Below are 13,421 nucleotides of genomic sequence, written 5' to 3' on the forward strand. Positions count from 1 at the left end.
CAGATCAAGCAGATCGAAGAATTCATGACCTGGTGCAAGGACCGGGACATCAAGGCCGGTCACCTCTACCGCCAGCAGGAATGGCGCTGGTAGTCATGCACCGGCCCAGCCAACCCGAACGGCCCTGACCCTCTCTTCGTTCCCGGTCTCCAGGAGTTACCCATGGTTGTGCGAGGCGTAGCCTATGTCGAGTTGTACACGAAGGATAAAATATCGACTGTCAATCACCTCGTATCGGCCATGGGCTTCACCCGGGTCGCCGACTCGGTCGAAGTGGACCGGAGTTCCGTGCTGCTTCGGCAGGGTGAGGTCCTCCTGGTCGTCACCTCCGGCTGGGGGACGTGGAAGTTCCTCGACGATCACGGAGACGGGATCGCCGACATCGCCGTGGCGTGCGAGGACGTGCCGACGACCCGAGACGCCGCGCTGAAGGCCGGCGCGAAGGTGACGACGTCCCCGCAGGGGAACCCGGCCGTGCCCGCGTTCGGCGGGGTCCACCACACCCTGGTGCCGGTTCCTGCGCGAGCGGGCGCCGCCCTGCCGGCAGGCCGCCGGTGGACCCCCACTCCCGGGGCGCCGGCCATGCCGGGCGGGCGGGTGCGGTTGCTCGACCACATCGCGGTCCATCTCGCGCGGGACGGCTTCGCGGACTACGCCGCCTTCTGCCACCAGGTCTTCGGATTCTCCCGCTCCTCCCCCGAACGCCTCTGCCTCGGGGACCGGGTCATGGACTCGGTCGTCGTCCGCAGTGCTTCCCGGAGCGCCGCCTTCGTACTGACCACGGTGGCCGACCGGCTCGGGCCGGAGGTCGGTGAACCAGACGTCTTCCTCGACAGGAACGACGGTCCCGGCGTCCAGCGCCTGGCGTTTCTCGTCGACGACGTCCTGTCCACCACCCGGGAGTTCGGGGAGCTGGGCGTGCGCTTCCTTCCCGCCGGGAGCGCCGGGGACGCCCCGTCCGCCCAGGCGTGGACCGCGGCCGGCCTGCCGGAGGAGGAACTCGCCGCGCTGCGGGCCGCGGACGTGGCGGTCCACCACGACGGGCGGGGACTGCTCATGGAGTCCTTCAGCCGCTCACCCTTCGAGCGCGAGACGCTCTCCTTCCAACTCGTACAGCGCCTCGGCTCAAAGGCCTTCAGCACGGCGGGTGTCCGGGCGCAGTACGATGCCCTGGACGAGGCGGTCAACCCCGCCCGCTGACCCCCATCGCCCCCGGGCGACCCGCGCCTCCGGCCGCCTCAGTGGCCGGAGGCGCGGGTCCGCATCGCACGACACATCTGTGAGCAGTGTGTCGGTGTGGTCCACAATGTAGGACGTGATGAGTACGCAGGACGGTGGAGGGCTCTCGGCAATGGGCGGTCGCGCGGACGCGGCGTTGCGCGCCGTCATCGTCGATGATCAGGCGTTGGTGCGCATCGGGTTCCGCATGCTCTTGATGGCGGACGGGATCGAGGTGGTCGGCGAGGCGTCCACCGGCGGCGAGGCGGTCGCGGTGGTGCGTCGCACCCGGCCCAACGTGGTGCTGATGGACATCCGGATGCCGGAGATGGACGGTATCGAGGCGACCCGGCGGATCGTCGCCGACGAGGCGTGCGACACCCGCGTCATCATCCTGACAACCTACGACCTCGACGAGTACGTGTACGCCGCGCTGTCGGCCGGAGCGAGCGGCTTCCTGCTGAAGGACGTCACCCCCGAGCACCTGACGGCCGCGGTGCGTCTGGTCCAGGCGAGCGACGCCCTGCTGGCGCCGAACATCACGCGCCGCCTGATCGAGCGTTTCGCTCCGCGGACCTCGGTGAAGGCCGCGGTGCACCGGAACCTGTCCGCACTGACGCAGCGCGAACTGGAAGTGCTGCGCCTGCTGGCCACCGGCCTGAGCAACGCCGAGCTGGCGGACCACCTGACCCTTAGCGCCGCGACGGTGAAGACCCACGTCGCGCGGATCCTGTCCAAACTGGGGCTCCGTGACCGCGTCCAGGCGGTCGTGCTGGCCTACGAGACCGGCTTGATCTCCCCGGGTGAGCAGCCCGGCCGCTGACCGAGTCCGAGCCGGTCCAGCCTTCCAGGTCCCCTGCCCTTCCCCTCACCCCAGTTGAGGACACCGTACGAACCGCGTGCTGATCGCCGACGACCAGATGCTGGTCCGCCAGGGCTTCACGGTGCTGCTGAACTGCGAGCCCGATATCGAGGTCGTGGGTCAGGCCATGGACGGCGACGACGCCGTCGCCGAGCTGTCGCCCGACGGGGTGCTGACGGCCATACGGATGCCCGGGATCAGCGGCATCGAGGCGGCCCGGCGGATCACGGCATCGCCCAAGGTCACGCCAAGGTCCTCGTGCTGACGACCTTCTCCCTGGACGAGTACGTCTACGAGGCCCTGCGGGCCGGCGCGTCCGGTTCCTGCTCAAGGACGGATCCGACGAGGAACTCGCCCGTGGAGTACGGGTGGTGGCTGCGGGTGACGCCCCCCGGACGTCACGCCTCTGATTACAGAGTTCTCCCGCGTGACCGACGATCACCGCCCGACGGTGAGGGGCCGCTCCTGCAACCTGACGGAACGGGAGACCGAAGTGCTGGGTCTCATCGCACCGGTCCGATGAACGCGGTGATCGCCGAACGTCTGGTGGTAGCGGAGCAGACGGTCGAAACCCATGTAAGCAGGATCCTGCTCAAGCAGAATCTTCGCGACCGGAACCAGGCGACGATCTACGCGTACGAAACGGGACTGGTGAGGCCGGGCGGCCGCTGAGGCTCCCCCGGGCGTGCCTCGGTGCGCCGGCTGTTGCCGTAGCCGTAGCGGGTTGCGGTTACGGCGGGCAGCCTCAGGCCCGGCCGAGAACGACGACCGCGTTGTGCCCGCCGAAGCCGAAAGAGTTGCTGACGGCGACCGGAAGGGCGAGGTGCCGCGGAGCCGAGTGGACGATGTCGATGTCGGCGATGTCCGCTCCGGGTGCCCGGAAGTTGGCGGTGGGCGGGATCACCGAATCCCGGATCGACAGGGCAACGAACGCGGCCTCGACCGCTCCGGCCGCCCCCAGCATGTGGCCGGTCACGCCCTTGGTGGAGGTGACCGCGGCGCCCCGGCCGAAAACCCGCTCGATCATGCGCGCCTCGACGGCGTCGCCCTGCGGCGTGCTCGTCGCGTGGGCGTTGACGAGGGACACGTCCGACGCGGTGACCCCCGCGTCCTGGAGCGCCTCGTGCAGGGCCAGCTCCGCGTAACGGCCGTCGGGGTCTGGCGAGGTCAGGTGGTGGGCGTCCGAGGAGGCTCCGTAGCCGAGCAGTCGCGCATAGGGGCGCCGGCCCCGCGCTTCGGCGCTCTCCGCGCGCTCCAGGACCAGTACGGCCGCGCCTTCGCCCACGACGAAGCCGTCGCGGTGTTCGTCGAAGGGCCGGGAAGCGGCGGAGGGGTCCTCGCAGCGGCGCGACAGCGCCTTCAGCCGGTCGAAGGCCGTGGTCACCAGGGGGGTCACGGCGGCTTCGGTGCCACCGGCCAACACCACGTCGCAGCGGCCCGATCGCAGCAGGTCCAGGGCGAAACCCAGAGCCGTGGTGCCTGCCGCGCACGCGGTGGAGAGGGTGAGGGAAGGTCCGTGCAGGCCGAGGTCCATGGCCACCGAACCCGCCGCGATGTTGCCGATGGCCTTCGGGACGGTGAGCGGGTTCACGGTGCGCGGACCCTTGTCCCGCAGCCGCTGCCCCTGCTCCTCCCACGTTCCCTGACCGCCGACCGCGGTGCCGAGGACGACACCGACCCTGGCCGGATCCCAGGAGCCGTCGGCCGGCGCCGCGTCGGCGACGGCAGCGCGTGCCGCGGCGACCGCGAACTGGGCGAAGGGGTCCATGCGGCGGGAGTCGCTGCCGAACACCTCCTGCGGATCGAAGCCGGTCACGGCGCAGCTGAACGTGACGCCCAGGCCCGACAGGCGGGGATCGGCCACGGCCGTCGGGCGCCCCGCGCAGGCGGTCTCCCAGGCCGTAGCGGTGTCCGCGCCCGCCGGGGTGACCATGCCGATGCCGCTGATCACGACATCGGGATGGCGGAATCCGTGACCCGTCATGCCGGGAGGACCGCCCCACTGGCCTCCAGCAGCTCGGACAGTTCTCCCACGGTCGTATCGGCGCTCAGGTTCTCCTCCTCGATGGTGACACCGAGTTCGTCCTCGAGCTGTGCACTGAGTTCCGCCAGGGACAGCGAGTCCACCTCCAGTTCCTTGAAGGACCGGGTGGGCTGGATGTCACCGGACACTTTGTAAACGGTTCCGAGGACGTGGGAGAGGTAGTCGACGAACATGGCGCATTCCCTTCGTTCGGATCGCGTGGACCCTTTGGATCCCTTTGATCTCGCTCCATTAAATTTCTGAACGCACGGCCGTCAGCTGCGGCCATGTCAGCGCGACGGATCCCCAGGTCAATCCGCCGCCAAAGGCGGTGAGTACCGTCCGGGCCCCGGCCTGGAGCCGCCCGCCGGCCAGCGCGTCGGCCAGCGCGAGCGGAATGGAGGCGGCCGCCGTGTTGCCGGTGCGGGCCAGTTCGCACACCGCGGCGTGCGGCGGTACGCCGATCCGGTCCGCGACCGCCTGGATGATGCGGGCGTTCGCCTGGTGCGGCACGAGAGCACCGACGCTTTCCGGTGTCCAGGCACAGTCCTTCATGACCCGCAGCGCCGAATTCGTCATCTGCTCGACGGCCCGCAGGTACACTTTCCGGCCCGCCATGGTGAACCAGCGTTCCGCATCCGGCTGTTCGCGTGCTCCCGGTACGTGGATGAGGTCCTTGCCCGAGCCGTCGCTGCCGAGGTCGAACGCGAGCAGGGCGCCCTGCTCCCGGGAAGAACCGCGGCGCAGCACTACCGCACCCGCGCCGTCGCCGAAGATCACAGCGGTGGCCCGGTCCGTGGGATCGACGATACGGGAGTAGGTCTCGGCCGCGACCACCAGGACGCTGTCCGCGATACCGCTCGTGATCAGCCCCGCGGCGGTCGCCACGGAGTAGACGAAGCCGCTGCACACGGCGGAGACGTCGAAGGCGGGGACCGTGTCGAGCCCCAGGCGGTGCGCGATCTCCGGGGCGGCGGCCGGCACCGGGCGGTCCGGTGTGGTGGTGGCCAGGATCAGGGCGTCCACCGTGTCCCGGCCGGCCGACTGCAGCGCGTTGGCCCCGGCCTCGCACGCGAGATCCCGTGTGGAGACGTCGGCTCCGACCCGGCGCCGTGCGGCGATGCCGGTGCGCGTACGGATCCACTCGTCGCTGCTGTCGAGGTCCCGGGCCAGCGTGTCATTGTCGAATTCACCGGTCGGCAGACACGTGCCGAGACCTTCGACAACGGCAGCGGGGCGGTTTCCCCATTTCTCCGGGGCCGCCGCTGTTAATTCTGATGTGTACATCGTGGACGGCCCCCTAGAGTTCTCATCTTGCTCAGGAAACAGAACGCCCGTGTTCTGTCACGGAGTTCGACGCGGAGTGACCTTACATGGGCCATAAAGAGCGGCACAATGAATGTGGCGACCAGGGTATTTTCCTGCGTTCAACTGCGGCGCGACCTCGGTTGGGCGCCCCGCGCGTCATCCTCGCGAGGTAGCTCCACAGGATGGGTTTCCCCGTCACCGGAGCCGATGTGCCCACCCGACACAGCGGTCACAATGTGCGGGTGAAGACTGAAGCACGGGCGCCCGGGTGGCGGCAGTACGCGCGAGAATCGCTGCGCCCCGAGGCCAAGCCCGCTCCGTTGTCGCGGCGCGCGATCGTGGCCGACACGGCGCTCGCCGTCGTCCTGGCCGTCGTCGCGGTGCTCGCCAGCTGGAAGTTCCACGCCGGGGAGCAGTTCATCGGCATGCACCCGCCGAACACGGGCGGGCAGTCTTCCGTGCCGCTCTCCCCCGGCCCTTCCGAGGTGCCCCAGGTACCGCGGGGCGGGCGGCCCCTGTACCCACTCATCTTCCTCAATCCGCTGCCGCTCGCCTTCCGGCGCAGGTACCCCCTGTCGGCCTTCTGGGCAGTGCTGGTCACGGCCCTGGCGCTGAGCGACCAGGCGACGTGGATCACGATCGCCGTCTGCTGCGTCGCGGCGTACAGCGCGATCACCCACAGCCACCACCAGGTGCCGGCGGCGGCCGGTCTGGTGGTCGCCGCCACGGTGGCGGGATTCGCCTTCCAGGATGCCGCCCCGGCACTGCCGGGCTGGTCGGCCGGATTCGTAATACTGATGCTCGCCGCGATCGTCGGCCGCACCGTGCGGTACTGGCAGAACCAGCTCAAGACCAGCCAGCTGCGCGTCGCGGCCCTGCAGCGGGAACAGGAGGAGGCCACCCGCCGGGCGGTCGGGGAGGAACGGGCGCGCATCACCGCCGAGCTGCACGACGTCGTGACGCACAACGTGAGCGTGATGGTGATCCAGGCCGGTGCGGCCCGCAAGGTGATGGACGTGGCACCGGAAGAGTCCAAGCGGGCCCTGCTCGCGGTCGAGGCGGGTGGCCGGGCCGCCATGTCCGAACTGCGCGCCGTCATGAGCCTGTTGTCCCCGTCGGACGCCTCCGTGGACGGGCTCCAACCCCAGCCGGGACTCGCCCAGCTCGAGGCGCTGGTGGAGGGGGTGCGCACGGCCGGAATGCCGGTAGACCTCACGGTGTCGCTGCCGGGGGCACCGCTGCCCGCGGGCATGGAGTTGGCCGTCTACCGGGTGGTGCAGGAGGCGATGACGAACGCGCTCAAGCACGCCGCGGGCGCGAAGGCCTCGGTGTGCCTGCGACACGAGGGCGAATGGCTGGAGATGGAGATCGACAACACGGGCGGTACGCCGAGTGCGCAGGCGGGCACCGGGGGCGGCCGCGGCCTGCTCGGGCTCCGGGAACGGCTGGCCGTGTACAGCGGCTCCCTGGAAGCGCACCACACGGCCGACGGCGGGTTCCGGGTGCGGGCCCGGGTCCCGTGGCGGTCCGTCGAGTAGCGCCAGGACGGTCCGTTGCACAGGGCCGGAACCGCCCGGCACACAAGGCCGTGGCAGCCCATCACACGGGGCGGCGACGCCGCGTCCGGCCGGTCGCCCTTTCCCCGTTCGGCTCGTTCGTTCAACTGCGCCGACGCGCCACTTGAACGAACGGGACCGGCCGGGTGGTCAGCCGATCGGTATTGATCAGCGTTGTCCGACGGTGCCATCGTGGGAAGCGGCGGACCCGTGCGGTTCTGGGCAAGCCGGGCAGAGGTGGTGGCCTGGGCGCACACCACGAAACGAGCCGGCCGCATTCCAGGTCCCCGCAGAATTGAGGCTCAAAAGTCATGCCCTTCGTGAAGAGCAACGGGATACAGCTGTCCTACCAGCGCTCCGGCAGCGGCGAACCGGTACTGATGATCATGGGCTCGGGGGCTTCGGGCCGGGTCTGGACCATGCACCAGACCCCAGCCCTGAACGCCGCCGGGTACGAGACGGTCACCTTCGAAAACCGGGGCATCGCGCCATCGGACGCTCCCGGGGGCAAATACTCCCTCGACGACATGGTCGCCGACACCGTGGGGCTGATCGAGGCGCTGGACCTGGGCCCGTGCCGGATCGTGGGCACCTCCATGGGAGCGATGGTCGCGCAGGACCTGGCGCTCAGCCGCCCGGACCTTGTACGGTCCGCCGTCCTGCTGGCCACCCGGGCCCGGTCCGACGCTCTGCGCCGGGCCCAGTCGGCGGCGGACCGCGCGCTGCGCGAGAGCGGCGTGCGACTGCCCCCATCGTACGAAGCGCTCAGGACCGTCCTCGAGATGATGTCCCCGGCGACCCTGAACGACGACGCCGCCGCTTCGGCCTGGCTGGAGATCTTCGAACTGTCCGGCGGCCGGGAGAACGCCGCCGAGGGTCAGGACTGGGTCACCGACACCGTCGCGGACCGCCGCGAGGCGCTCGGGGGGGTCACCGTGCCGTGCCGGGCCATCGCCTTCACCGACGACCTCCTCTGCCCGCCGCACCTGGTCGCCGAGGTGGCGGACGCCATCCCGGACTGCGACCTCGTCGAGATCTCCGACTGCGGCCACCTCGGCTACCTGGAGCGGCCGCGAGAGGTCAACACGGCGATCATCGAGTTCCTCCAGAAGAACTGACGTGCCGTCAGAGCCGCGGGAAAGACACGAGAGCGAGGCAGGTTTCCTTGACCATGCTAGACGGCCCACCCCCACGCGCGATGGGGCTGCGGTTCGACGATGATTCGGTCACCAAGCAGAGGGTCAAACCCGGTACGGTCCGGCGGATCATCCCGTACGCCCTGCGTTACCGCTGGCAGCTGGTCCTGCTCCTGCTGACCACGGTCGTCAACGCCCTCGTCACGGCCACCGGGCCGCTGATCCTCAAAATGATCATCGACGACGGCATCATGCCCAAGCGGATCGGCGTCGTGGTGGCGTTGTGTCTGACCGTGGCCGGGCTGGCCCTGATCGACGCGCTCGCCATGTACGTACAGACCTGGTGTTCGGGCCGGATCGGCGAAGGCCTCGTCTTCGACCTGCGCACCAAGGTGTTCGCCCACGTGCAGCAGCAGCCGCTCGCGTTCTTCACGCGGGCTCAGACCGGAGCGCTGGTCAGCAGGCTCAACGCCGATGTCGTCGGGGCCCGGCAGGCGGTGACCACCCTGCTGTCGGATTCGGTAACCACCATCCTCACGCTGATCCTGATCCTCAGCGCGATGTTCTACCTCTCATGGCAGATCACCGTTGCGGCGCTGGTCATGATCCCGTTCTTCCTCCTCCCCGTCCGGCTCCTCGCTCGCAGGCTGCAACGACTCACCCGGGAGACGATGCAGCTCGACGCCGAGATGAGCTCGATGATGAACGAGCGCTTCAACGTCTCCGGGGCCATGCTCGCCAAGCTCTACGGACGTTCGAAGGACGAGGTGGGCGCCTTCGCCGCCCGCGCTGGACGGGTGCGCGACATAGCGGTCAGCGGCATGGTCTACGGGCGGCTGCTCTTCATCATCATCACCGTGCTCACCTCCCTCACCACGGCCTTGGTGTACGGACTCGGGGGCTACCTCACCATCGACGGCACGCTGGCGATCGGCACGCTGGTCGCCATGGTGACCTTGCTCCTGCGGCTTTACGGCCCGGTCAACCAGCTGTCGACCATGCAGGTCACAGCCATGACGGCCATCGTCAGTTTCGACCGCGTCTTCGAGGTCCTGGACCTCAAACCACTCATCTCCGAGCGGCCCGACGCCCGGGTGCTCCCGGCCCCCGAACCGCAGGCCCCCGCACCGGACATCGAGTTCGACCGGGTGAGCTTCCGGTACCCCTCCGCCGACGAGGTCTCCCTCGCCTCACTGGAGTCGATCGCGTTCCGCAAGCCCGAGCGGGGCGAGGGTGCCTTGACCCTGCGGGAGTTGAGCTTCCGGGTGCCGTCGGGGAAGCTGACCGCCCTGGTCGGCCCCTCGGGTGCTGGAAAGACCACGATCAGCCACCTGGTGCCGCGGCTCTACGACCCCTCCTCGGGAGCCATCCGAATCGGTGGTCACGACGTGCGCGACCTGACCCTTCAGTCGCTGCGCGACACCGTCGGCGTGGTGACCCAGGACGCCCACCTGTTCCACGACACCGTGCGGGCCAACCTGTCGTACGCCCGGCCCGGCGCCTCCGAGCAGGAGCTGATCGACGCGTGCGTGGCCGCGCGGGTGTGGGACACCATCAGCGCCCTTCCGGAGGGCCTGGACACGGTGGTCGGCGATCGCGGCTATCGTCTCTCCGGCGGCGAGAAGCAGCGCTTCTCGCTGGCCCGGCTGCTACTCAAGGCCCCGCCGGTCGTCGTCCTGGACGAGGCGACCGCGCACCTGGACTCCGAGTCCGAGGCGGCGGTCCAGCGCGCGCTGAAGACCACTCTGGCCGGCCGTACCTCCCTGGTGATCGCGCACCGGCTGTCAACCATCCGTGAGGCCGATCAGATCCTGGTCGTAGAGGCCGGCGGCATCCGCGAGAGCGGTACACACGAGGAGCTGCTGGCCGCCGACGGGCTGTACGCGACGCTGTACCACACTCAGTTCGCCCAGCAGGCCGAGAGCGGCGTGGACGTCGCTTCCGAACTCCACTGACCCACCCCTCCCCCAGCGCTGCCCCCCACATCAGCCGCCGGCCGCCTCCAGCACCACAGGCGGCCGGCGGCCGCGTTGTCGGCCGCACATCCCATTCCGCTACATCGCAAGGATGACCCCATGCTCGTATTACCTCCGTGGGCCGATGCCCCGACCCGCCCGCTCTTCATAGGTTCGTGCCATGACCAGTGAGAACAGCACAGGCCAGGTCGTCGTACGGCTGGACGATGTGCGCAAGGAGTACGGGCAGTCGGTCGCCCTGGACGGCGTGTCGTTGGAGATCCGGGCCGGTGAGGCCGTGGCGGTGATGGGGCCGTCCGGCTGCGGCAAGTCCACGCTGCTCAACATGATCGCCGGACTCGACCGGCCCACCTCCGGGACGATCAATGTGCACGGCGACGACGTGGGCAGTCTGGACGAGACGGGCCTGGCGCTGTTCCGGCGTCACCGGATCGGCATGGTTTTCCAGTTCTTCAACCTGCTCGACGACCTGTCGGCGATCGACAACGTGGCACTCGCCGCGCAGCTGACCGGCACCTCGGCCAGGGAGGCTCGCAAGCGCGCGCTGGAACTCCTCGACAACCTCGGTGTTGCGGACCGGCGGAACAACTATCCGGCGACACTCAGCGGCGGCCAGCGCCAGCGGGTCGCGGTGGCCCGGGCGTTGATGAACCGTCCGGCCCTGCTGCTGGCGGACGAGCCGACCGGCGCGCTCGACCGGCAGAGCGGTGAGCAGGTGATGAAGCTGCTACTCGACCTCAACCAGATGGGCCAGACGTTGCTGATCGTCACCCACGACCCGCTCCTCGCCGAGCGGTGCGCCAGCCGTCTGATCGAGTTCGAAGACGGCCGGATCGCCCGTGAGAGCGCCATGGAGCGAGCCGTATGAGCGCCGTATGGCAGGCCGCTTGGGCGGCCGTGAAGCGGCGCAGACTCCAGACGGCCGTGATCAGCATCGTTGTCCTGCTGTCGACCGCCACGATGGTCATCGCGCTGGGGCTGCTGGACGCCGCCTCGAGTCCCTTCGAGCGCGCGTTCACCGAACAGCGCGGCGCGCACGCCGTCGCGGCGTTCGACACCGGCAGGGTCTCCCGAGAGCAGCTGGCCGACACCGCCCGGCAGCCGGGCGTGGAAGCCGCCGCCGGACCCTTCGGGCAGACCTCGGTGAGCCTGGCTCCGGGCAGCGTCTCCTTCCTGACGGGTCCGCTCACCGTGGTCGGCCGCGCTGACCCGGACGGCCCGGTGGACAAGGTGAAGCTGTGGAGCGGCCACTGGGCCACCGCGCCCGGCGAGATCGTCGTGAACGCGACTCCCCCCGCGGTCGGCACCATGGCTCCGTTCCCCCTCGGCGAGAAGATCGTCACCCCTGACGGCACCCAGCTCTCCATCGTCGGCTACGCCTACACCCTGAGCCGGACCGCCGATGCCTGGGTCTCGCCCGCGCAGATGGAGGCCATGCATCCGACGGCCACCCAGATGCTCTACCGCTTCGCCTCCTCGGCGACGCAGGCCGACATCGACCGCGACATGGCCGACGTCACCGCCGGGCTGCCGAAGGACTCGCTGCTGGCCGCGCAGTCCTACCTCACGGTCAAGCAGGACATCGCCTCCGGTCCGGGGGTCTACGTTCCCTTCCTCATGGTCTTCGGCATCCTCGGGGTGCTCGTCGCCCTGCTGATCGTCGCCAACGTCATCAGCGGCGCGGTGGTCTCCGGGTTCCGGCACATCGGCGTCCTGAAGTCGCTGGGCTTCACCCCGCGCCAAGTGGTCTCCGTCTACCTGCTGATGGTGTCGCTGCCCACGGTGCTCGGGTGCGTCGTCGGCACCGTCGGCGGCGCGCTGGCCACGAAGCCGCTGCTGACCAGCGCCTTCCAGGGCATGGGCATGGACCTGAACAGCGTGAGCCTCAACCTGTGGGTGTGCGCGGCGGCGATGGTCACGATGACCGCCGTCGTCGTCCTCGCCGCGGCCGTTCCGGCGATGCGGGCTCACCGTCTCTCCGCCGCCGAGGCGATCAGCGCGGGCAGCGCCCCGCGCCCCGGACGCGGTCTGCGGATCCAGCGCAGGCTCAGCGGAAGCCGGCTGCCCCGCTCGATCAGCCTGGGCCTGGGCCTTCCCTTCGCCCGGCCCGGCCGCAGCGCGATGACGCTGGTGGCGGTCCTCCTCGGGGTGACCACGGCCACCTTCGCGACCGGCCTGGTCGGTACGGTCACCCAGTTCGGGAAGGCCACGACGCACGCGTCGGCCGCCCAGATCACCGTCCAGCCGGGCCAGCCGCAGTTCGGCGAGACCGCCGCGAAGCTCGACGACCAGCACGTCGAGTCGATGCTGCGCACCCTGGACGGCACCCGCCACGTGACCGTCGACGCGCACGTCCCGGTGTCCATCGTCGGTTCCGCGCAAGGCGTAGTCGCCGACTTCCTGCGGGGGGACTACTCCACCCTGGGCTTCCAGGACCAGATCGTCACCGGGCACTGGGTCGAGGGGCCCGGCGAGATCGCCGTGTCCTCCGCCTTCCTGCACAAGCGGGGGCTGGAGGTCGGCGACCAGCTCACCCTGGAGGTCGGCGGCAAGCAGACCCGGACCACGATCGTCGGTTCGCTCATGGGCCAGCAGGAATCGCTCTACGCGGACTGGGGGACGCTGTCCCCGCTCGCTCTGGACGTCACACGTCTCAACTCCCGCTTCCAGTACCTGGTCCAGGTCGTCCCCGGTACCGACATCGGCCGCTTCACCTCCGCCGTGAAGTCGGCCGACGAGGGGCTCTACTCGCGCGGGAACGAGACCACGACCACGTTCACCGCGGCCGTGATCGGTCTGTCGTCGGTGCTCACCCTGATGCTCGCCGCGGTCGCGGCGATGGGTGTCTTCAACACCGTCGTCCTCAACACCCGCGAGCGCCGTCGCGACCTGGGCATGCTCCAGTCGATCGGCATGACGCCGCGACAAGTGATCGCGATGACGGTGACGTCCATGGCGGCGATGGGAGCGATCGGCGGGCTGCTCGGCATCCCGGTGGGCGTCCTCGCCCACCGCGTGATCATGCCGATCGCGGGCAAGGCGGCCAACGTCGACCTCGCGCGGAGCACCATGGACGTGTGGCACGCGCCGGTCCTGGTCATGCTGGGCTTCGCGGGCATCGTGATCGCGGTCGTGGGGGCGTACCTCCCGGCCCGTGCGACCACCCGCCTGACGATCGCGGAGGCACTGCACAACGAGTGACGTCCGGCCGGTCCACGACCGGATACCGGAACCTCCCGACGCGCGGACGCGACGACCTGATGGTCGTCGCCGCGGTGACTTGGCCGGATGACGTGTACTGCCCGATTGCGGGGCCCTTCCCCGCATCGGGCGCGCCGCCCC

General features: G+C 69.8%; 10 protein-coding genes and 1 pseudogene. 8 read left to right on the forward strand and 3 right to left on the reverse strand.

Annotated features, from left to right (window positions below; all coding sequences use genetic code 11):
- Nucleotides 1–162 precede the first annotated feature (162 nt).
- The 3 genes and pseudogenes from ABTY04_RS38750 to ABTY04_RS38760 all read left to right on the forward strand — a co-directional run bounded on the left by ABTY04_RS38750 (nucleotide 163) and on the right by ABTY04_RS38760 (nucleotide 2,752).
- A complete protein-coding gene (locus tag ABTY04_RS38750; RefSeq protein ID WP_352218138.1) occupies nucleotides 163–1,200 on the forward strand; it encodes a 4-hydroxyphenylpyruvate dioxygenase in 1,038 nt (345 codons plus the stop codon).
- Nucleotides 1,201–1,351: 151 nt separating this feature from the next.
- Complete coding sequence (locus ABTY04_RS38755) at nucleotides 1,352–2,041, forward strand: response regulator (RefSeq protein WP_352218139.1); 690 nt, start codon at nucleotides 1,352–1,354, stop codon at nucleotides 2,039–2,041.
- Nucleotides 2,042–2,138: 97 nt separating this feature from the next.
- Nucleotides 2,139–2,752, forward strand: a pseudogene (locus ABTY04_RS38760) (LuxR C-terminal-related transcriptional regulator).
- A 73-nt stretch (nucleotides 2,753–2,825) separates the two neighbouring features.
- Here the strand turns inward: ABTY04_RS38760 and ABTY04_RS38765 are convergent.
- The 3 genes from ABTY04_RS38765 to ABTY04_RS38775 are packed head-to-tail and all read right to left on the reverse strand — an operon-like array spanning nucleotide 2,826 to nucleotide 5,390.
- A complete protein-coding gene (locus ABTY04_RS38765; RefSeq protein WP_352218140.1) occupies nucleotides 2,826–4,064 on the reverse strand; it encodes a beta-ketoacyl-[acyl-carrier-protein] synthase family protein in 1,239 nt (412 codons plus the stop codon).
- The gene (locus ABTY04_RS38770) at nucleotides 4,061–4,297 is read right to left on the reverse strand and encodes an acyl carrier protein (RefSeq protein WP_352218141.1); all 237 of its coding nucleotides are present in this window, start codon (nucleotides 4,295–4,297) and stop codon (nucleotides 4,061–4,063) included. Before ABTY04_RS38770 ends, ABTY04_RS38765 begins: the two co-directional genes overlap by 4 nt.
- Nucleotides 4,298–4,355: 58 nt before the next feature.
- Nucleotides 4,356–5,390, reverse strand: a complete 1,035-nt coding sequence (locus ABTY04_RS38775) for a beta-ketoacyl-ACP synthase III (protein ID WP_352218142.1) — start codon at nucleotides 5,388–5,390, stop codon at nucleotides 4,356–4,358.
- 263 nt (nucleotides 5,391–5,653) lie between these two features.
- Between ABTY04_RS38775 and ABTY04_RS38780 the strand changes: the two genes are divergently transcribed.
- From ABTY04_RS38780 to ABTY04_RS38800, 5 genes are all read left to right on the forward strand, one after another.
- The gene (locus tag ABTY04_RS38780) at nucleotides 5,654–6,949 is read left to right on the forward strand and encodes a sensor histidine kinase (RefSeq protein ID WP_352218143.1); all 1,296 of its coding nucleotides are present in this window, start codon (nucleotides 5,654–5,656) and stop codon (nucleotides 6,947–6,949) included.
- 329 nt (nucleotides 6,950–7,278) lie between these two features.
- Nucleotides 7,279–8,085 (forward strand): alpha/beta fold hydrolase, encoded by an 807-nt coding sequence (locus tag ABTY04_RS38785; RefSeq protein ID WP_352218144.1) that lies wholly within the window; start codon nucleotides 7,279–7,281, stop codon nucleotides 8,083–8,085.
- A gap of 53 nt (nucleotides 8,086–8,138) precedes the next feature.
- The gene (locus tag ABTY04_RS38790; protein ID WP_352218145.1) at nucleotides 8,139–10,058 is read left to right on the forward strand and encodes an ABC transporter ATP-binding protein; all 1,920 of its coding nucleotides are present in this window, start codon (nucleotides 8,139–8,141) and stop codon (nucleotides 10,056–10,058) included.
- 181 nt (nucleotides 10,059–10,239) lie between these two features.
- Complete coding sequence (locus ABTY04_RS38795; protein WP_352218146.1) at nucleotides 10,240–10,947, forward strand: ABC transporter ATP-binding protein; 708 nt, start codon at nucleotides 10,240–10,242, stop codon at nucleotides 10,945–10,947.
- Nucleotides 10,944–13,280, forward strand: a complete 2,337-nt coding sequence (locus ABTY04_RS38800) for an ABC transporter permease (protein WP_352218147.1) — start codon at nucleotides 10,944–10,946, stop codon at nucleotides 13,278–13,280. Before ABTY04_RS38795 ends, ABTY04_RS38800 begins: the two co-directional genes overlap by 4 nt.
- The last annotated feature ends 141 nt before the right edge of the window (nucleotides 13,281–13,421 follow it).

Origin of the sequence: Streptomyces sp. NPDC097981 (assembly GCF_040302565.1) — a bacterium.
Classification (GTDB): domain Bacteria; phylum Actinomycetota; class Actinomycetes; order Streptomycetales; family Streptomycetaceae; genus Streptomyces.

Bases quoted from the DNA above. Each gene is read 5' to 3' on its own strand.
- ABTY04_RS38750 (WP_352218138.1), top strand. From the start codon at position 163: ATGGTTGTGCGAGGCGTAGCCTATGTCGAGTTGTACACGAAGGATAAA.
- ABTY04_RS38755 (WP_352218139.1), top strand. From the start codon at position 1,352: ATGGGCGGTCGCGCGGACGCGGCGTTGCGCGCCGTCATCGTCGATGAT.
- ABTY04_RS38765 (WP_352218140.1), bottom strand. From the start codon at position 4,064: ATGACGGGTCACGGATTCCGCCATCCCGATGTCGTGATCAGCGGCATC.
- ABTY04_RS38770 (WP_352218141.1), bottom strand. From the start codon at position 4,297: ATGTTCGTCGACTACCTCTCCCACGTCCTCGGAACCGTTTACAAAGTG.
- ABTY04_RS38775 (WP_352218142.1), bottom strand. From the start codon at position 5,390: ATGTACACATCAGAATTAACAGCGGCGGCCCCGGAGAAATGGGGAAAC.
- ABTY04_RS38785 (WP_352218144.1), top strand. From the start codon at position 7,279: ATGCCCTTCGTGAAGAGCAACGGGATACAGCTGTCCTACCAGCGCTCC.
- ABTY04_RS38790 (WP_352218145.1), top strand. From the start codon at position 8,139: ATGCTAGACGGCCCACCCCCACGCGCGATGGGGCTGCGGTTCGACGAT.
- ABTY04_RS38795 (WP_352218146.1), top strand. From the start codon at position 10,240: ATGACCAGTGAGAACAGCACAGGCCAGGTCGTCGTACGGCTGGACGAT.
- ABTY04_RS38800 (WP_352218147.1), top strand. From the start codon at position 10,944: ATGAGCGCCGTATGGCAGGCCGCTTGGGCGGCCGTGAAGCGGCGCAGA.